Annotated in this window: 20 protein-coding genes and 1 pseudogene; 9 read left to right on the forward strand and 12 right to left on the reverse strand. The window is 43.4% G+C overall.

Features of this window, described 5'->3' with window-relative positions; all coding sequences use genetic code 11:
- Positions 1-67: 67 nt before the first annotated feature.
- The 5 genes and pseudogenes from FXO21_RS23625 to FXO21_RS23640 all read right to left on the reverse strand — a co-directional run bounded on the left by FXO21_RS23625 (position 68) and on the right by FXO21_RS23640 (position 5,773).
- Positions 68-1,756 (reverse strand): T9SS type A sorting domain-containing protein, encoded by a 1,689-nt coding sequence (locus tag FXO21_RS23625; protein WP_229245224.1) that lies wholly within the window; start codon positions 1,754-1,756, stop codon positions 68-70.
- A gap of 30 nt (positions 1,757-1,786) precedes the next feature.
- Positions 1,787-1,900, reverse strand: a pseudogene (locus FXO21_RS29245) (hypothetical protein); the annotation flags it as partial.
- A 352-nt stretch (positions 1,901-2,252) separates the two neighbouring features.
- Positions 2,253-3,866, reverse strand: coding sequence for a Na+/H+ antiporter (locus FXO21_RS23630; RefSeq protein WP_149642388.1), 1,614 nt, complete (start codon positions 3,864-3,866; stop codon positions 2,253-2,255).
- Between the two features lie 3 nt (positions 3,867-3,869).
- Complete coding sequence (locus tag FXO21_RS23635; protein WP_149642389.1) at positions 3,870-5,195, reverse strand: cytochrome P450; 1,326 nt, start codon at positions 5,193-5,195, stop codon at positions 3,870-3,872.
- A 98-nt stretch (positions 5,196-5,293) separates the two neighbouring features.
- On the reverse strand, positions 5,294-5,773 hold the full coding sequence (locus FXO21_RS23640; RefSeq protein WP_149642390.1) for a Dps family protein: 480 nt from the start codon (positions 5,771-5,773) through the stop codon (positions 5,294-5,296).
- A 218-nt stretch (positions 5,774-5,991) separates the two neighbouring features.
- Between FXO21_RS23640 and FXO21_RS23645 the strand changes: the two genes are divergently transcribed.
- Together FXO21_RS23645 and FXO21_RS23650 are read left to right on the forward strand one after the other, a co-directional pair.
- A complete protein-coding gene (locus FXO21_RS23645; RefSeq protein WP_149642391.1) occupies positions 5,992-6,672 on the forward strand; it encodes a lipid-binding SYLF domain-containing protein in 681 nt (226 codons plus the stop codon).
- A gap of 9 nt (positions 6,673-6,681) precedes the next feature.
- A complete protein-coding gene (locus FXO21_RS23650; RefSeq protein WP_149642392.1) occupies positions 6,682-6,879 on the forward strand; it encodes a KTSC domain-containing protein in 198 nt (65 codons plus the stop codon).
- 297 nt (positions 6,880-7,176) lie between these two features.
- Here FXO21_RS23650 and FXO21_RS23655 read toward each other — a convergent pair whose 3' ends face one another.
- Positions 7,177-7,545, reverse strand: coding sequence for a hypothetical protein (locus FXO21_RS23655; RefSeq protein ID WP_149642393.1), 369 nt, complete (start codon positions 7,543-7,545; stop codon positions 7,177-7,179).
- Between the two features lie 319 nt (positions 7,546-7,864).
- Here FXO21_RS23655 and FXO21_RS23660 point away from each other — a divergent pair, with 319 nt between their 5' ends.
- On the forward strand, positions 7,865-8,050 hold the full coding sequence (locus FXO21_RS23660; RefSeq protein ID WP_149642394.1) for a hypothetical protein: 186 nt from the start codon (positions 7,865-7,867) through the stop codon (positions 8,048-8,050).
- Between the two features lie 129 nt (positions 8,051-8,179).
- Positions 8,180-9,922 (forward strand): P-loop ATPase, Sll1717 family, encoded by a 1,743-nt coding sequence (locus FXO21_RS23665; RefSeq protein ID WP_149642395.1) that lies wholly within the window; start codon positions 8,180-8,182, stop codon positions 9,920-9,922.
- Here FXO21_RS23665 and FXO21_RS23670 read toward each other — a convergent pair.
- Positions 9,909-10,685 carry an IS5 family transposase gene (locus FXO21_RS23670; RefSeq protein ID WP_149638781.1) on the reverse strand — a complete coding sequence of 259 codons (777 nt, stop codon included), beginning with the start codon at positions 10,683-10,685 and terminating at the stop codon, positions 9,909-9,911. The two genes, FXO21_RS23665 and FXO21_RS23670, sit on opposite strands and share 14 nt — an antisense overlap.
- 26 nt (positions 10,686-10,711) lie before the next feature.
- On the opposite strand from FXO21_RS23670, the gene FXO21_RS23675 reads away from it, so the two are divergent.
- Complete coding sequence (locus FXO21_RS23675) at positions 10,712-11,344, forward strand: P-loop ATPase, Sll1717 family (protein ID WP_409014785.1); 633 nt, start codon at positions 10,712-10,714, stop codon at positions 11,342-11,344.
- A gap of 35 nt (positions 11,345-11,379) precedes the next feature.
- Here the strand turns inward: FXO21_RS23675 and FXO21_RS23680 are convergent, their stop codons facing one another.
- From FXO21_RS23680 to FXO21_RS23690, 3 genes are all read right to left on the reverse strand, one after another.
- The gene (locus FXO21_RS23680; RefSeq protein ID WP_149642397.1) at positions 11,380-12,216 is read right to left on the reverse strand and encodes a DUF3037 domain-containing protein; all 837 of its coding nucleotides are present in this window, start codon (positions 12,214-12,216) and stop codon (positions 11,380-11,382) included.
- On the reverse strand, positions 12,213-13,034 hold the full coding sequence (locus FXO21_RS23685; RefSeq protein WP_149642398.1) for a HipA family kinase: 822 nt from the start codon (positions 13,032-13,034) through the stop codon (positions 12,213-12,215). Before FXO21_RS23685 ends, FXO21_RS23680 begins: the two co-directional genes overlap by 4 nt.
- Before the next feature lie 108 nt (positions 13,035-13,142).
- The gene (locus FXO21_RS23690) at positions 13,143-13,343 is read right to left on the reverse strand and encodes a helix-turn-helix transcriptional regulator (protein WP_149643618.1); all 201 of its coding nucleotides are present in this window, start codon (positions 13,341-13,343) and stop codon (positions 13,143-13,145) included.
- A gap of 160 nt (positions 13,344-13,503) precedes the next feature.
- Here FXO21_RS23690 and FXO21_RS23695 point away from each other — a divergent pair, with 160 nt between their 5' ends.
- The gene (locus FXO21_RS23695) at positions 13,504-13,773 is read left to right on the forward strand and encodes a SymE family type I addiction module toxin (protein ID WP_149642399.1); all 270 of its coding nucleotides are present in this window, start codon (positions 13,504-13,506) and stop codon (positions 13,771-13,773) included.
- A 390-nt stretch (positions 13,774-14,163) separates the two neighbouring features.
- Here the strand turns inward: FXO21_RS23695 and FXO21_RS23700 are convergent, their stop codons facing one another.
- Positions 14,164-14,754: a helix-turn-helix domain-containing protein gene (locus tag FXO21_RS23700; protein ID WP_192579312.1), complete on the reverse strand. Its 591-nt coding sequence runs from the start codon at positions 14,752-14,754 to the stop codon at positions 14,164-14,166.
- A gap of 295 nt (positions 14,755-15,049) precedes the next feature.
- Here FXO21_RS23700 and FXO21_RS23705 point away from each other — a divergent pair, with 295 nt between their 5' ends.
- Entirely contained in the window at positions 15,050-16,003 is a 954-nt protein-coding gene (locus tag FXO21_RS23705) for a bifunctional helix-turn-helix transcriptional regulator/GNAT family N-acetyltransferase (RefSeq protein ID WP_225865835.1), read from the forward strand.
- Positions 16,004-16,069: 66 nt separating this feature from the next.
- Here FXO21_RS23705 and FXO21_RS23710 read toward each other — a convergent pair whose 3' ends face one another.
- Positions 16,070-16,603 (reverse strand): hypothetical protein, encoded by a 534-nt coding sequence (locus FXO21_RS23710; RefSeq protein ID WP_149642401.1) that lies wholly within the window; start codon positions 16,601-16,603, stop codon positions 16,070-16,072.
- Between the two features lie 183 nt (positions 16,604-16,786).
- Here FXO21_RS23710 and FXO21_RS23715 point away from each other — a divergent pair, with 183 nt between their 5' ends.
- Positions 16,787-17,497 carry an alpha/beta hydrolase gene (locus FXO21_RS23715; RefSeq protein ID WP_149642402.1) on the forward strand — a complete coding sequence of 237 codons (711 nt, stop codon included), beginning with the start codon at positions 16,787-16,789 and terminating at the stop codon, positions 17,495-17,497.
- Positions 17,430-17,879, forward strand: coding sequence for a hypothetical protein (locus FXO21_RS23720; RefSeq protein WP_149642403.1), 450 nt, complete (start codon positions 17,430-17,432; stop codon positions 17,877-17,879). The genes FXO21_RS23715 and FXO21_RS23720 overlap by 68 nt, the downstream gene beginning before the upstream one ends.
- The last annotated feature ends 12 nt before the right edge of the window (positions 17,880-17,891 follow it).

Consider the following 17,891-nt stretch of genomic DNA (forward strand, 5'->3'; position numbering starts at 1 on the left):
TGGGTAGTACTGACAAGTCAAAACGCCGGGCTTCCAATCAGGGAGCCCGGCGTTTTTGTGAGGTGTATTATCTGGAAATCAGGAGTTTGGTCGCTGCTTTTTCCCCTTTATTCAACAGTATCGTATAGAGTCCGCTTTTGAGAGAACTGATATCAATAACATTAGAAGAAGATTTGATTAATCGAAATTCTTTTCCAGCGCTATCAATGAAAATGAAGCTCTCCGGTTTGTTAGAATCACTTTTAACAATTACTTCATTAACTGCCGGATTGGGGTACACTGCAATCTTGTCCGTAAAGTCATTTACCAAAATGCTCCTGATAACGCTGTATGCGAAAGTGCTGTCGGAATCCACCATTTTTAGCCGATAGTATGTTCTTCCACTACAGGCATCTGCATCAATGAACTCGTATGACAATGTAGAATCAGACGTTGAGCCAGCCGGTAGGGTGCCGATTGTTGCCCACGCTCTCGCATCCATACTTTTTTGAATATCGAAGTGGTGGGAATTTTGCTCAAAGCTGGTCTTCCATTTCAGCATTATTCCTGCGTCGATTTTGTGAAGATCGAAGCTTTGTAACTTAACAGGCAGGGTTGCGTCATTCAGATATCGAACGAGTGAAATATCGTAATCATTTCCAATCTTAGAATAGCCGCCGACCACCACTTTGCCGTTTTTTTGTAAAAGCACGAACGATGCATAATCGAGATTCCCGCCGACGTCTGTCAAAACTTTTCCACCAATTCCGAATGTGTTGTCGAGAGATCCATTCTGCAAGTATCTCGCGAGCGAGAAGTCAACGGTTGTACCATTGTTTATCGCGCTGAATCCGGCCGCCAAAATCTTTTGATCAGCTTGAAGGATCATTGCATAACCTTCGTCATCCGTGTTATCGAATGAAGTTATTACGATTCCACCATTTCCAAACGTGTTGTCAAGATCACCTTCAGAGCTGTATCTCGCCAATATGAAGTCTGGATAGCTGTATTTTTTTGTTCTTGTCCGGCCGAGCACTACAATCTTATTATCTGCCTGAATACCTATCGACGTTGCAACATCATCTTCTCCAATTCTTGTAGTGACGATACCTTCTTCGCCAAAAGTCGGATCCTGTAAACCACCTGTGCCGAATCTGATTAAAGCAATTTGGTTGAATGATTTTTGAGTGATTTCATCAAACACTTCTGAGAAGCCAGCTGCGACAATTTTTCCGTCACCTTGCTCAGCGATAGCGCGGACTGACTGCCAAAGTCCCAATTGCCCAACACTAATGACAGATACGCCGTTGTTTCCGAACCCAGTGTCAATTGAACCGTCAGCGTTGTATTGAGCGATCGCAAAATTGATATCGAAATTGGCAGCATCATCTGAATAGCCAGCTAAGACTATCTTGCCATTCGGGCGTACTATAATAGCATTAGCTTTTTCACTATTACCATCAAAGTCCGAAGTAACGATGCCGCTTATACCAAATGTTAGATCCCTAAATCCCTCGCTGGTATATCTGACCATTGCGAAATCATAACTGGCGCCATTCCATGAATAACCGGCAGCAATTATTTTTCCGTCAGGTTGTAGCGCAGCAGCAGTGGCAAGAGCTTCATTGGGGCCGATAATAGTTTTTACAATGCCGTTTTCCCCAAAAGTCAAGTCAATCGTGCCATTTGTATTGTACCTTATCACGCTGAAATATCCAGTGTCACTGAATTCAGAACTGTAACCAACCACAACAATCTTTCCATCAGATTGTACCACAGCCGAATTTGTGCCATTGCTGAAATGGTCAACATCGGTAATTACTTTGCCGCCATTACCAAAAGTCGGATCCAGCGTACCGGATTGCGCAAGTACTTGTGAGGATATTACCAGAATGCATTGCAAAAGTATAAGTGATCTCATAAGAAATGATTTTCGTGTAGATCAAAATAGCAGTGTAGCGTCAAAGGTTTGACATTCAGTGTCCCATTCGCCCGTTTCCTTTATTTGTCGGTTTACGTTCTTTGCTTATTTCAGAAAAGTGCTATGTTTAATCTCAAAGGATTTCGGATAGATACAACGGCAGGGTATACCCACACATTTGCGTGAGCACCCGAAACGATTATGAATTTGAGTAGAAAGCCCGCTATAATTAATCAGGCTGGCTTTGAGAATTAGCCTGAGGTGGCCGGATCATTGTATTTGACAAAAATTCAGGAAAGCAATGGCGGTTTATCCGGTTTATGAACACGGTTTGATTTTAAATGGAAGGTTGCTATTCCATATGAAGAAACTGTTGCCTCACTTTCTCCTCTTCCAGATCGAGCTGTGCAAGGTGCTGACGGATTACCTCTTCTTCGAACATTTCTTGTTTATTGAATTGATGTAAAAGCGTTCTCTTACGTTCGAGAAGCTCTTTGGTAATGGATTGATATTTCGTGATATAGTCGTGACCGGTGTCTGTTGTATCGCTTTCTTTTACGTGGTTTAAAAAGCCGATATCGCTTTCAAGCTTATATTTAAGACTTTGCAGCAGCTCGTTCCTCGGAATCTCGTCTGCATATTGTTCATTAATTATATTTAGAGATTCCTCGGCCAATTTCCTCCTGATCATCACATCCTGCTCCTGTGAAGGCACCGCATAATCCATTTCCTCAATATTTAACCATTTAATCACAAACGGCAGGGTCAAACCCTGAAAAACCAGTGTGACGAGGATTACGACGAATGTGATAAAAAGAATAAGGTTACGCTGCGGAAACGGCTGGCCACCGTGAATCACTAATGGAATGGAAAGCGCGGCGGCCAGGGAAACCACCCCGCGCATTCCTGTCCATCCGAAAGCAAGCGGGGCACGCCAGCCTGGCCGGCTATCGGCCGTTTTGATAAACTTGCTGATAAAAACAGTAAACAGTGACGCCCCGAGCGTACTGGCAATGCGGGTCAGGATTACGACCAGGGAAATGATCAGCCCGTAGCCAATCGCGGCAAAGAGGGAAATATTTCCAAGCTGGTTGACGATCACCGGAAGTTCCAGTCCGATCAGCATGAATACCAGCCCATTTAAAACGAAGCCGACAGTTGCCCACACGTTGAAACCCTGGATCCGGCTGAGATGGCTTAATATGCTATGGCTGCGTTCGGAAAGAAAAAGCCCGCCTGTAACCACTGCGATCACCCCTGAATAATGGAATTCTTCTGCGGCAATGTACATCGTGTAAGGTGCCACGAAAGTAAGAATGGTATCCATGCTGGGCGTTGTAGGCAGCCAGCGGTGGATCGCGTAAAAGATCAGCGCGACACCCATCCCGATCGCAAATCCCATCACGATCACCAGGAAAAAGTTAGAAACAGCATCCGATAAAATGAAAGTCCCGGATATGACGGCGGTAAGCGCAAAGCGGAACACAATTAAACTGGAAGCGTCGTTCAGCAGGCTTTCACCTTCCGCAATAGTGATAAGTCGCTTAGAAACTTTTAAATCCTTAAGGATTGAAGTGGCCGCCACCGCGTCGGGAGGTGAGATGATACCGCCCAGCAAAAAGCCCAGTGCAAGCGTAAACCCTGGAATTAAAGCGTTGGAAACGAACGCAATCACACAGGAAGTTAAAATGACGATACCAAAAGCGAAGGAACCAATTATCCGCCGCCACTTCCAGAAATCCTTCCAGGAGGTTTGCCAGGCTGCCTCAAAAAGCAGCGGGGGCAGGAAGATCAGAAAAATCAGTTCAGGGTCAATCTCTATTGTAGGTATTCCTGGTATGAAGCCTAATAAAAGACCACCAAGTACCAGCACAATAGGGTAGGAAACCTTGATCCGCTGGGCGAGCATTACCAGGAATAAGATAATGACGATCAGGGAGATATAAAAAATAATGTTGTTGTGCATAGGTTATTTTACAAATAATTTGATACCGTTGGTCGATTTCAGCACGATCTGCGGGTGCATTCCAATTTCGTGGGCAGGGTCGTTTTCGAATGTGAACCTTTTGAGCAAGGCGGAAAGGATCAGCTGCATTTCCATCATCGCAAATTGCAGCCCTATGCATATCCTGGGGCCCGCGCCGAAAGGGAGATAGTTGAATTTGGCCCGGTTCTTCACATTTTCAGCACTAAAATGATCCGGATTAAAAACCAGCGGATTCTCCCACAGCTGCGGGTTACGGTGCAACTCAAAAACGGACATGAAGACAGAAGTACCTTTGGGGATATGGTAACCTTCGATATCATTGTCAACAATTGCCTCCCGTGTCATCGTCCAGGCAGGCGGATATAACCGCAATCCTTCTTCCACAACCTGCCTGGTGTAAGGCATGCGCATAAGTTGCTCAAATGTGGGCACGGTCTCAAATTGCTTACTTTCCTGCCGTATCCGCGCAACCATTTCCGGCTGTCGGGCCAGTTCCCACAGCAGCCAGCTCAATGCAGTTGCCGAAGTTTCATGTCCGGCAGCAAACATGGTAATCGCCTCGTCCCTGATCTGAAGGTCATTCATCCGGGCTCCGGTTTCTTCATCAATACTATCCAGCAGCAGTTGCAGCAGGTCATTTGGCGCTTCCCCGGAGAGGCGGCGGTGCTCGATAAAATCAAAAATGAGCTTATTGAAGTATTTAAGGTCGGTTCTGAATTGCCTGTCTTCCCCATTGATCGCCATTAAAGGCAGCCTGTAAGGTCGGCGCACGCGGGTAACGAGGTATTTTTGCGTACGCGTTACCTGTTTGAATATCTGCGCCTTATCCTCATTGGTCATATTGCCGAACAATGTTTTGAGGGCGATATCCGAGGTAATGCTCATCATTTTAGCGTCAATATCAATCGCGGCTTTGCCCCGATATTGCTCCATTTCGTCCAGGAAACCCCGGGTAAGCCCGCCCATCGTCAGGAACAATTCCTGCAAACGCTCCCGATGGAACGCGGGTTGTACAAGCCGGCGCTGACGCAGCCAGAAGTCGCCCTCGCTGGTCACAAGCCCATTTCCAAGTACTGGCTGCAACATTTTGGATGAGCTGCCCTTCTTGAAATTTTTGCTATGCTGCTGTAATACATGCCTGAAAAAACCTGGCTCGCGACTGATCACAAATTCACGGAACAGCCTGATTTTGAAAGTATCCCCGCAGGTATCAAAGCCCTGTTTAAGAAAATGGAGCGGGTCGCGCGCAAATTTGATCGCACCGATCAAACTGAAACTGGCAATCCGGAATTCTGGTATTGGGCGCATGCTTCCCGGTATGTTTAAGACAGGTACAATTAAACCATTTGCAAACAAAAAAACCACCCGGTTGAAGGATGGTTTTGATAAAAATTAAGCTGTTGCGGTTATTTTTTGTTTGCGAAGGAACGCAGCATCCAGGTATTCTTTTCTTTAAACTGCATAAAACGGTTGACCATATCATTGGAACCATCGTCGCTGGCCTGCGAAGTAGCTTCCAGCAGCTCGCGTTCCAGCCCGATCAGCGTCGCCATATCTTCCAGGATCGCATCCACCATATCGAGATCTTTCATCCCGATGGTATCAATTTCCTTGATCTTTGATTCACTGATGTAGTCCGCAAAACGGCTGTGCGGCGGCTTTCCGAGTGTCAGCACTCTTTCTGCGATTTCATCGATCGTGAGTTGGGCATTGGTATAGAGCTCTTCGAATTTGACATGAAGGGTGAAAAAGTTCTGGCCTTTGACATTCCAGTGGCAGCCCCTCAGTTTTTGGTAGTGAATGTGATAGTTAGCTAAATAGTCGTTCAATAAATCTACAACAGGTTTCACTTCCTGTTCGTTGAGGCTGATTGTTTTGGCATCCATAATAATTGCTTGGAATAATTGAAAATCGTGTTTCTGTTTTAATTGATCAACAAAATCGTACCAATATATCATACTTTCAAATGCTATACGTTAATCTCCTCGAAAACTGACAAAGTATCGCAAAACGGGCTCTCGCATCTGCCACAAAACCGGTAAAAAATCCGTTTCCGGCACGATACTTTACGGTTGTTTACTCAAATCCACTAATTACTGAAACCATGTTGATCGCGAAGTTGAAAGGAAATTTTTTAGGAGTAATGCTACTGATTTGTTTGTATTCGTCCGCCGTGCAGGCACAGACCAAAGAGGAGGAGAAAATCAAAGCGGCCACGACGGTATTGAATGATTTTAATGAAATGCAGGAAAATATCCCCGCACAGCTCCTTAACATTTCAAAAGGGGTGATCATCATTCCAAAAATGATCAATGCCGGCTTAATGCTCGGCGGTAAGTACGGGCGGGGACTCGCAATGGTCAAAAAAGAGAATGGGGAATGGAGCGACCCGGTTTTTATCACGATCACCGGCGGTAGCATCGGCCCGCAGATCGGCGTGCAGGCGGTTGATCTGGTGCTGGTTTTCAAAAGCAGCAAAACGCTGATGGAAATCGGAAAAGGTAGCTTCACGCTTGGCGGAGATCTGTCTGTCGCGGCAGGGCCCATGGGACGAAGTTCTTCCGCACAAACCGACTACAAACTCGAAGCAGAAGTCTATTCCTATTCAAGAAGCAAAGGATTATTTGCGGGGATTACGTTGAATGGAGCTGCGCTGGCAATTGACAATAAGGCCAATAACGATTTTTACGACAACTGGGCCGACGCTAATACCACATTCAAAAGCTCGAATGTTTCATCGAAACCAGTCGATGACCTGCGGGCAAGATTAGACGAATTTAACTAATACCGCGCGATGCCATCCTCAGTAGTTTCAAAATTCATTTATGACGGGGACACTGAAACGTTACGCGTAATCTACGTGTCGGGGATGGTTTATGACTACAAAAAAGTGCCTTTGGAAGTATACCAGGCCATGAAAGCCTCGTTTTCCAAGGGCACTTTTTTGAATAGGTACGTGAAGGGGAATTTTGAGTTTGAGAAGGTGGGTTGAGGGAGGATGGAGGAAGGGAGAATGGAGGAAGGGAGAATGGAGGAAGGAGGAAGGAAGGAAATAGTGACAAAAGGATGGGAGCTAACCTGAAAGACTTATAATGCTGAGTGCACCAGGCCGCCGGGCGGTCGAAGCGCGCTACCAAGAGCGCATGATGTAGCGTGGTCGCTTGCCCTTCGACTCCGCCCAGGGTGACAAAGCATGAAGAACTAGGCTTGCTGTACCGAAGTTGTCCTGATGAACGCACCGGGCCGCCGGGCGGTCGAAGCAAACATGCACCACGCTACCGGCCAAGCGTCACGCAAAAAAACTAACCCTTTCCAGCACACCTGGCTTCCAGCTTGCATCTCTCCGTCTCAATGCCCGCGAAACGGTCAGAACCTCTTGCAAACGTTTTTGCTGGTCGCTCTCGGGATCCTGGCTATGGAAATACTGACCGATCATTTCAAATTCGAAGGTATCGGTTTTGGAATCATAGATACCGATTGGTACGCGGTTGCCATCTTTCATTTGGGTGCCCAGCACATACTGCGCCTCTTCCTCCGATGAGCAGCCCACGTGCTGATACTGGCCTTTCAGCGTATATAGTACCGAGTAACGGTTTGTCGAAAATTCGTCTCTTTGCGCTTTCTTGTTCTTTCTGAGGGGATTCTGTAATTGTATCATGTTATTTCTGTGTTTGTGTCTCCGGCCGGCGATCCGGCGCTCAATACCAGTTCATCTGGCTTATTTAAAAAGTTATAAAATGAACGGAGATATTCAAAAAATGAATGCGCCATAAAAGGCACTCACACAGATAAACGATGATTGTATGTCAATAGTTTAGCGAAATCGCGGCACAGGTGAAAGTTCTTCTGATGTTGAAGGTGTTTAGTGGAATAGTGCAATTTTGTTTTTTCGTACGAGACTCTTATGGAGCGTTTATTATCAGTTGAGCACATTGTAATATTTTTTGTATCTTACATTTTATTTAAATAGTTACAAAATGAAAGAATTAAGTGAAGCTTTGACCGCTTGGCAATATGCGAGAGCGAACAACATTAATCCTGCGGATCCCGATACTTGGGATGATGAATACAAAAGAATACAGCAACGCCTTGCCGGTATAAAACCGATAGCCAAAACACAAGTTACTTTGCTTCGAGAGTGGCTTGATAGTTTTCCTGAATAGTATAAAAAACGAAGAGATTGAATAATTTTTTTCGTTTTGCTCATTTTAGTTTGTGGCTTGTGATTATCGTTACAGGTCACGAACAAAATATGAACTAAACCATTCGATATACTCCTAGTCTCAACAATCATGTTTTTTGCTTATCCCGGTCATCCAGATAAAATTGGTACAACGATTGAAGCTGCAGTCAATAAGGTTAATCTCATAAAGGAAAGAGTAACAACCTGGCGGGCATTGAACATTGCTGGCTCATTTATAATTAATAACATACAAGATGCTATTGATAAAGAAGACATATTTGTAGCTGACATATCAAGATTGAACTTTAATGTAACTTATGAGATTGGATATGCTATTGCAAAAGAGAAACCTATATTGTTGGTTAGAAATGCGTCGTTGGTAGATTCCGAGGTCAGTATTCGTGAGGTAGGTATCTTTGATACTATTGGATATGAAGAGTATACCAATTCTGATGAGCTATTTGATATACTTTCTTCCCCACCTAAAAATATTTTAATTGGCGATACTATTGCTATTAATAAAAAGGCGCCGGTATATATCTTGGAGCAAAAATTCAAGACTGATTTTGCTATCCGAATTACGACAAGAATTAAGAAAGCAAGATACATTTACCGGAGTTTTGACCCAAATGAATCTCCTCGGCTATCTGCTTACGATGCAATAAATCAGGTTCAACAGTCCCTCGGTGTACTTGTATCCTTACTTCCGCAAGATGAGCAGGGATCATTGATCAATAACATAAGGGCAGCATTTATTGCGGGGTTAGCGCACGGTAAAGATATAGCCACCTGCATTTTACAATACGGGCCTGATCCTGTGCCAATAGACTATCGAGATTTTGTAAGTATATACTTCACCGCAGCGGAAATTGACAATCATATCGCAGATTTTGCGGGAAAAATCGCCGAGGCCTTCCAAGAGGATGTAGAAATTAAAAATCCGAAAGCTCCCACTTTCTTGCAACAGATTGACATCGGAGCTTCGGCAGCTGAAAATGAAATGAGATTTTTACAATCGTATTATTTGAAAACCGATGCTTACTTAAAAACGTTAAGGGGTGATGTTCAATTAGTTGTTGGTAGAAAAGGCTCAGGTAAGACCGCTATTTTTTTACAGATTCGTGATAGAGAGCGAAGCAAGGGTAACAACGTAGTGCTTGATCTGAAACCGGAGGGTTACAAGTTGATTAAATTCAAAGAGTTGGTTCTCAGCTATCTTCAAGCCGGAACGTTTCATCACACGATTAGTGCCTTTTGGGAGTATATTATTTTATTAGAGATATGTCACAAAATTCTAGAAAATGATAAGGCGCGCCATCTAAACAATAATGCAATTTTTGACCTATATAAAAATCTTGAAGAGGTTTATAAGGCAGAGGGCTATCTTACCGAAGGCGACTTTTCTGAACGAATGTCAAGGCTAATAAATAATGTTACAGAATCATATACTAAGAAGTATGGAGATAGCGCAGACACACGTTTATCAGCACCTCAGATAACCGATCTTATCTACAAATCTGATATAAGACTTTTGCGATCATCCTTGATCAATTACCTTAAAAAGAAGGAGAAGGTCTGGCTACTTTTAGACAACATAGATAAAGGTTGGCCGTCCTCTGGACTCCAAACGGAAGATATTGTAATTATAAGAACCTTGATTGACGCTCTAAGAAATATCCAGCGACAATTTGGAAGAGAAGAAATCGACATGTACCCCGTCGTCTTTCTTAGAAATGATGTCTACGAGTTGTTGATGGACGGAACGGCAGATAGGCAAAAAGAAGCGAAGGAAGTTCTGGATTGGACAGATCCAGATATGCTTAGAGGGTGTTTGGGAATTAAGTTTTACTAATCGGCTTTATTCGTTGTAACATCAACTGAATATTGGCCAGAAAGAGCCAAGAAACAGAAGATGATACGGTATATTCATAATCTTTCACGATTCTACGAAAGAAATTAGTCCATGCGAATGTCCTTTCGACGACCCATCTTTTAGCGACTGGTATAAATCCACTTGCAGATTCTGGCTTTGAAGCTTTCTCAAAATCGATACCATTTTTCCTGATTTCATCCGCGAAAACGCCGTTATATGCTTGGTCTCCGTAAATCTTTATTAGACGTTCATCTTGGCAGATAAGGTCAGCCATGAAAGCAAGGGATGCGGGACCGTCGCCCTGATTTGCGGCATGAATATGTGCAAACCAGATCCGACCTTCGCTGTCAACTAGCACCTGCCTTTTACGTCCGTTTACTTTTTTATTGGCATCCGTGCCACGTAATTCACAAATCATAGGGGACAACTTAACGCTCTGGCTGTCAATACAAAGAATCGACGGATTTTTATCCCTATGAGCATTTATCCGGTCCATCTGGTTAACTGCCCGATTTATTTGCTCAATTACATTTTGCTTTTTCCACTGGCTGAAATACCAATATACTGCTTGCCAATGAGGAAAACAGGAAGGCAAATTTCGCCATTGGCAGCCTGTACGAAGTATGTAGAGAAGTGCATCCATCACCTCCCTCAAATTCAGTTTTCTCTTTCTTTTTAGATTCAAAAATGGTGATATTGCCGCCCATTGGAGATCGGTCAGTCTAGTAAACTGTTTAATCAATGCTTTAATGTTTCGTCACTGCAAAGATGGTACGATCTCCATTCCTTGCAATTCCCAAACACCTTCTTAGAGAAGTGATAAGGCTGCGGATATCTTCTAGCGGAGAAGTGGAAAACGGAAGGTTCGAGGATGTTTGGAGAACAGTTTGTGTTAGTCACTATAATGGAGAAGAAACATCTCAATTTTTGATAGAGAGATCTTTAATGCGCCCTCGTTTTTTAATCAACTTTATTAATCAGTGCAGATCTTTTGCTGTAAATTTTAATCATAAAAAAATTGAAGCGGAAGATATCGAGAAAGGATTTGAGTCATATTCTTCTGATTTGTTGATTGATATTAATTACGAAATCAGAGATGTATTTCCGGAGGCTGAAAGTATTCTATATAGTTTTATTGAAGCACCGTCAGAACTGAGTTTACCGGTTTTGACCGAGATTGTTGAAAGAGAATTGCCTGGGAGTTCCATGATTGATAAAGTTATAAATTTGCTTTTGTGGTATGGTTTCTTAGGAATAAAGACTGGAAAACACGATGTCAAGTATATTTATAACTTTAACTATAATATGAATATTCTAAAAGGAGTGGCATTTAAGCATAAGGAAAACGTCATATATGTTATAAATCCAGCTTTTTGGCCTTCTCTCTTAATTGATAATTAGCAATGTGTGCTGACAGGAACGTACAGTGGAGAATACTAATTTAAGTCATGCTTTTGTAAATCGTTTGATATTTGTTGTACAAGAGCTTCTGCGTCCGCTTCGGAAACTATATTAATTAGCAATTTATCAGACGGTGCTAATAATTTATCGTAAATGAAGGAATCTAGGTTTTGATGTTTCCTTGGAATAGATGTTAATAATGTAATATCTATTTTTTCTTCTGATGTAGCTAGCTCATTCAATTTTCCAAACCACTTATAAACTTTACTCTTGACATTTTCTTCTTTTTGTAAGTCAAAAGAAAGTGGTACGTAGCAATGCCAAATTTCATTTTTCCAGGCTTTATCAAATTGAAAGTGGTCATGTTTAGTCTCTACTTCAAACTCTGTAAATCTTGAAGTAATTTCGTATTGATCAAAATACTTTTTGTACTTTTTGTTCCAAACATCCGCGTCAGATGTTGCGGATTCGTCAGTTTCACTTTGCCATTTGGTAACTAGCAATCTGTAAAGGTCTGCCAGTGATTTATTGAAGTCCAGGTCAATACCCTTTTTTACCTCGGTTAATGTAAGCGAGCTGTCGTCGTTGGGGAGGATTTCTCTTGTGATTTCTGCTAAGTCGTCCGACACTGGGAAGAGTTCTGAGAATTGCTGTTTTGCTCTTGCGATTTCCTTTTCGAAGTGGCGCAGAGATTTTAAAATTCCTTTTCCGTTCGAGCCGGGAAAGAATGACGTGATCCTTCCATATTTGGAGATGACTTTACAACCGAGAAACTTATGCTCAGGCGCGTAGACAATCACGCCAACGTTGATGAACTCGCCGGTGACACGATCGTGAAGATATTGGATGATTTGATATTGATACTTTTTCATGCCAAAATTGCCTGTGCCAGTTGTTGTGCAAAGATAGTTCTATTCTCAACGATCAACGCAAGATGGTTTTTGATTGTTGTCAGGTCGTCTGAACGCCAGTTCGCTGGCAGTTGCTCGGAAGCCTTCGCCCAAAATTTGTCATCCAACTGAGTGAATCGTTCTATAAAATCAGTGACATCAACTTGTGTTCCCTGAATTTTTGGATAGAGAAAATGGTTTCTGAGCATTTTCAGTTCCCAATCTCCGAGCTCCCAGGGTCTTGGGTTTCGAGTGAACGATAACATCATCAGAAAGTCAAATGCCAGTTCATGGTCGAAGACAAATAGATCATTCTGGACCAACACAAGATTTGGTTTTTCTTTTCTGCGGTCACCATTTGAAATAAACAAATCAAAGGAGGTAACCTTTTCTGCCTGTGATGATTGAATGTTTGTAAGGCAGTTTTTACCAACGATTTGAGTGGTTCCAGGAACATACCGGGTTCCAAAATTGACGCCGACACTCTCAATAAATCTTTTATAGTATTGATTTCCGCGAAGCGTTTCCACGAAATCGGTACTTACATCAATGTATACTGGTTCAAATGCATTCAGTCGAAGTTCCAGAGCAATCCACGCACCAAGGCATTCTTTCATGACAGCTTGTGGATAAATTCTCGGATGACCGAATGGTTTAATTACATAACTGTCGCGCTCTCCGCTTTCGGCGTCCATTGCCCAGATCAACATTGGTTCCGTCGTCCCGCTTGAAAAGACGTCGTGCCACTCAGTAGCATGGACAGTTTTAATCTGATAGTTTTCGTCTGTGATTTTTGGCATTCAGTAGCTGATTGAGGGTTTTGCTACTGAAAGTTGAATTCGGGAAGGAGTTACTAGTTTAGTTTTTGCGGATTATTTAACGGTAAAAGCAGGATCGTGAGGTGATATTTACTCCTTTGTACTAACTAAAAGTTCTCGAATATCAACCTTCAAAAAAACAGAAATCTTATATAGCATCTGCAAAGTAGGCTGGATTTCGTTTCGGCTCCAACGCGAGACAGTAGTTTCGGTTTTGCCCAAATATTTGGCTAAGTCTTTGCCAGATTTCTCTTTTTCTACGAGAACAAGTTTTATCCTATTAAGGCGCATTTTTGCCACGAGATGCTGATTTATAGCTATTTCGTGTAAATAAAATATAAAAAATACACAAGTTTAAAAGCACTTTCTACGTATGAAAATTATAATATTGTGTATATTTAGTTTGTAAATATTACTATTTATGGTACTATTGTATTCTAAATTTTGAACCATGACACACGAAAAAAAATCTTCCAACCCCTCAGAAAGGCATCTAACCGTTTACAGCAAATACGTGCCGCGGGGGTGGTATCAGTATGTGAGGATGCCCGAGATCAGGCTTTGCGGGAAGTGGCTGCTTGATGCCGGGTTTGCCTGTGGGGATGAAGTTACTGTGAGGTTGTTGGAGGGGAAATTGGAGATTAGTTTGAAGCCGGTAGAGGAGCCCGAACCAGCGCCGGTTCGGAAGCGGCGGTCTTCTCGTAAAGAAATGGTTTCTTAATTCTTTGTTTTGGCTTTTATCGAGCTTTGTAGATATTGGAGGCGCGTGCCTCCGGCGGTTGATACTTTTTCTTGATAAAAAGTATCAAGAACCGAATGGCGGAGCTAGCCATAAAATCCATTTACGAAGCAACACAAATAACTTAATACGCATACCCAATCCCACAATAAGGCAACTCTTTCTCCACAGCTTCAACAAGTTCAGAGACAATAGTTATTTATAGTTCGGGGTGGATCGGGGTGGTTTTTTTGTCTTTTTTCACACTGGTGGCGCTGGTTGGGGAGTTTATCAGCACCATTCAGGCGGAAGATTATTTCCGGGCAGTTTTTTTATTAGGGGGAAAAAGTTCAGGGGTTCGGGGTGGCTCGGAATTGATCGCCTTTTTGTCTGCTAGCTAATCAGTTTCAGACTTATCGGATATACATTTTGATCACCCCGAACGATTTTCCTGTGCGTAAGAATGATGAAAATCGTATTTCCCACAAATAATAATAGCATCAAAGGCAGCAGCGCGAACGGACCAAGGAGGAAATCGCCCGTGAAGCTTGAAAACATGCTGAGATAAGCTAATCCGTATGTAATCAGTGTCCAGGTGATCTGGAAATTGAGAATGCGTTTCCCTAGTTCCCTCACACCCTGGATCCGGTCTTTTCTATAAATCCAAAGTGCCAGTGGGATAAAGACATTTCCCAGTGGAATAAACCAGAGGGTCAGTGCGGACAGGTTCATCAGTTTCAGAAATCCGGGATCTTCATCAATCGCAATCGTATTGTCGACGCCAGTGGAAGTCAACGCTTCGATCGACACTTCCAGCGCCTGCGCCAGCATCCGTAGCGTTTCGCCTCTGGGTTCCACATTTCCTGTTTCAATGCGCTGCAACGTGCGCAGATTAATCCCGGCATTTTCTGCCAATACTTCCTGCGAAAGCCCCTTGCTTTTGCGCAGGGTCCGTATTTGTTCTGAAATCGGTAGTTTGCTCATGGCCTGTTTGTTTTGAACAAATTTAATGATTGAGCAGCAGGATCGGTTGCGGCGTTTGTACGGCTTTTGTGCGAAATAGGCAGTTTGCCGAGCGTAAGCCGCAACTGTCAGCACTATCATCAAATTTGCACAAATAAATATTAAATGAGTAGCGAATGTTATAATTGACTATGTGTAAAAGTCTGGTATTTGAGCGGCCTTACGAAAACACATTTTCATTTTTTATCACTCATAAAACAAAGATTTGTCAAACTTTTTTACATTTGCATAATCAGTTATGTAATTAGTTATTTTAATGATGAATATCTTCAAAAGAACTGGCAAAATGGCGCTGGGGAGTCGCCTGAGAATGTTGACAGCTAAATTTACAGACGATGCATCTTCCATTTACAACCTCTACAACATCGATATGCAGCCGAAGTGGTTTCCCGTATTCTATGTGCTTTCGGAGCGGGATGATGTGACGATTACGGAGATTGCAACCGAGATCGGGCATTCGCAGCCCTCGGTGAGCAGGATCATCCGCGAGATGGCGGCAAAAGGATTGGTGATCGAGGGGAAGGATTCGGCGGACGGCCGACGGAATGTGGTGCAGCTTTCGGCGGCGGGGAAGGAGATTATTGACAAGATCCAGCATCAGTATGAAGATGTGAATAATGCCGTGGAAGAGCTGTCGGCGCAGGCGAATTACGATTTATGGAAGGCGATTGAGGAATGGGAGTTTTTACTGGAACAAAAGTCACTTTTCCAGCGGGTGAGGGAGCAGCGAAAACTGCGTGAAAGCAGCGCCGTTGAAATTGTTACCTACGAACCGCAATATCAATCCGCTTTCCGCAACCTGAATGTGGAATGGATATCGACCTATTTCAAAATGGAAGAAGCCGACTACAAATCGCTCGACCACCCCCAAGCGTATATACTAGATCGTGGCGGATACATTCTCGTCGCATTGTATAAAGGCGAACCTGTGGGTGTGTGCGCATTGATCAAAATGGACGATCCGGATTATGATTTTGAACTAGCCAAAATGGCGGTTTCGCCGCGCGCACAGGGGATGAATATTGGTTGGAAGCTGAGCAATGCCGCCATTGAAAAAGCCCGATTGCTGGGCGCAAAGGGGCTTTATCTGGAAAGTAATACGATCTTAAAACCTGCGATTAGTTTGTATCACAAGCTTGGTTTTAAGAAAGTCACTGGTCGGTCGACACCTTATGAGCGGGCTAATATTCAAATGGAGCTGAGGTTCTAGGTGGTTCGGGGTTGTCACTGATTCCGGTCGGTCGGTTCGTCATTGGCTGTCATTTGTAATTCTGCCTTACGCTACCGCCTCTTCTCCAAATAAGAGGCCGATGATGATCAGGAACCACCAAATTGAGCCTACAACGATAATTACCCATTGGCGGGTGTTGAAAGAGGAAGTTTGCCTTGTGGCTATCTCCGGTGAATTGATTGCCGCAGAATTGAATGCTGTGACTGGTTCGAGAAAAACCAGAAAGTTTAATACGGATATTAAAAAATAGGGTTCGCTGAGCCTACCGGTAAAAATCAGTATAAAATAAACGAAGTGTAATACGCCGGGATTGAATGTAGCTTCGATGCCGCTGCGTCCTGCAAAATACTTAATGCGGATGAGCAAACTTGACAGAAATATCCAGTTGAAAATCGCTCTCGCGGCGGGTATCACATCTGCGTCTTCCGTCTCTCTGAAAAATCGCCAGGCTTTGTAACTCCACCAGATTGGGTATATTCCGAAAGATGCGATCGACAACACAATGAATTTGGTTGGACTGATCAATTCTTCTGCTTCTGAGTTAATTTGAGGAGTAGCTTGTTCTAAATTGTTTTCCATCAATAGGGCGGTTAGGTTTTGACGAAAACAGGGCTGATTGTAAGTTCTACTCAAAGTTATCCGCTGTTTCACCGATTTTGAATATGGCGGCGTTGATTGTATTTGTTATCAGTATATTAGCCTGGTAAAAAAGTGAAGTGACCGACTTTTATAAGAATCCGATATATATCCATTGAATTTCAAATGAGAATACATTTACTCGTACTGTTGCTATTCGCAAAAAGCCTTCTTGTCACTGCCCAGGACAAAAATCAAATCGTCATCGGCAAGGTCGATAGCATTCAATCCAAAATTTTAGGTGAAAATCGCAAGGTATTGGTGCATGTGCCGGGTGGGGGCGATGGTTTGTATTCCAAAAAGCGTTATCCCGTGGCCTATGTCCTGGATGGCGATGCGCATTTTGCTTCCGTGACCGGGATGATCCAGCAATTGAGTTCGGTCAATGGCAATACGATCGTACCGGAGATGATCGTGGTTTCGATACGAAATACGGATCGCACGCGCGATATGACGCCGACGCATATCAAAGACGACCTGCCCATGATGGACAGTATTTATTCGCGGAGGACGGGCGGAGGCGGCGCATTTCTTTCATTTATCGAAAAAGAGCTGGTGCCGCACATGGATTCCTTATATCCGACGGCGCCCTACAAAATGCTGATCGGGCATTCATTTGGTGGGTTAGTTGTCATGAATGCATTGATCACGCGCCCCAAGCTTTTCAATTCATACATCTGCATCGATCCCAGTATGTGGTACGATCATTCCAATTTTTTAAAAACCGTTAAAAAAACGGTGGCTGTGCAGCACCAATCAGATATCTGGTTTGCGTTACGCCAGCAAATTTTACGCCGACGATACCCACAGCTCCGCGCCGCTGATCACGGAATTTGATGGTCTACGCTTTATCTTCGGATTTTACCGGCTAAAACTGACAGAATCAGATTTTGAAACCAACAGCACGGCGCTTCCTGAAAAAATAAAGAAACACTTTGCAAACGTCTCCAGGCAGATGGGTTACACCATCATGCCGCCCGAAGAAATGATCAATTCAATGGGTTACCAGGCTTTGCAGCGCAAGCACCTCGTCGCAGCGGAAGCATTTTTCAAGCAGAATACTGTCAACTATCCCCAAAGCTGGAATGTGTATGATTCTTACGGGGATTATTTTTTAGCAAAAAAGGACAAAGCTGCCGCGATTGCACAGTTTGAGAAGGCACTGTCGCTTGAAAATAATGCGGAGACAAGGGAGAAGTTGGAGGCGTTGAGGAAATAGATTATCCCGAAG

The sequence above is a fragment of the Dyadobacter sp. UC 10 genome (assembly GCF_008369915.1).
GTDB lineage: Bacteria > Bacteroidota > Bacteroidia > Cytophagales > Spirosomataceae > Dyadobacter.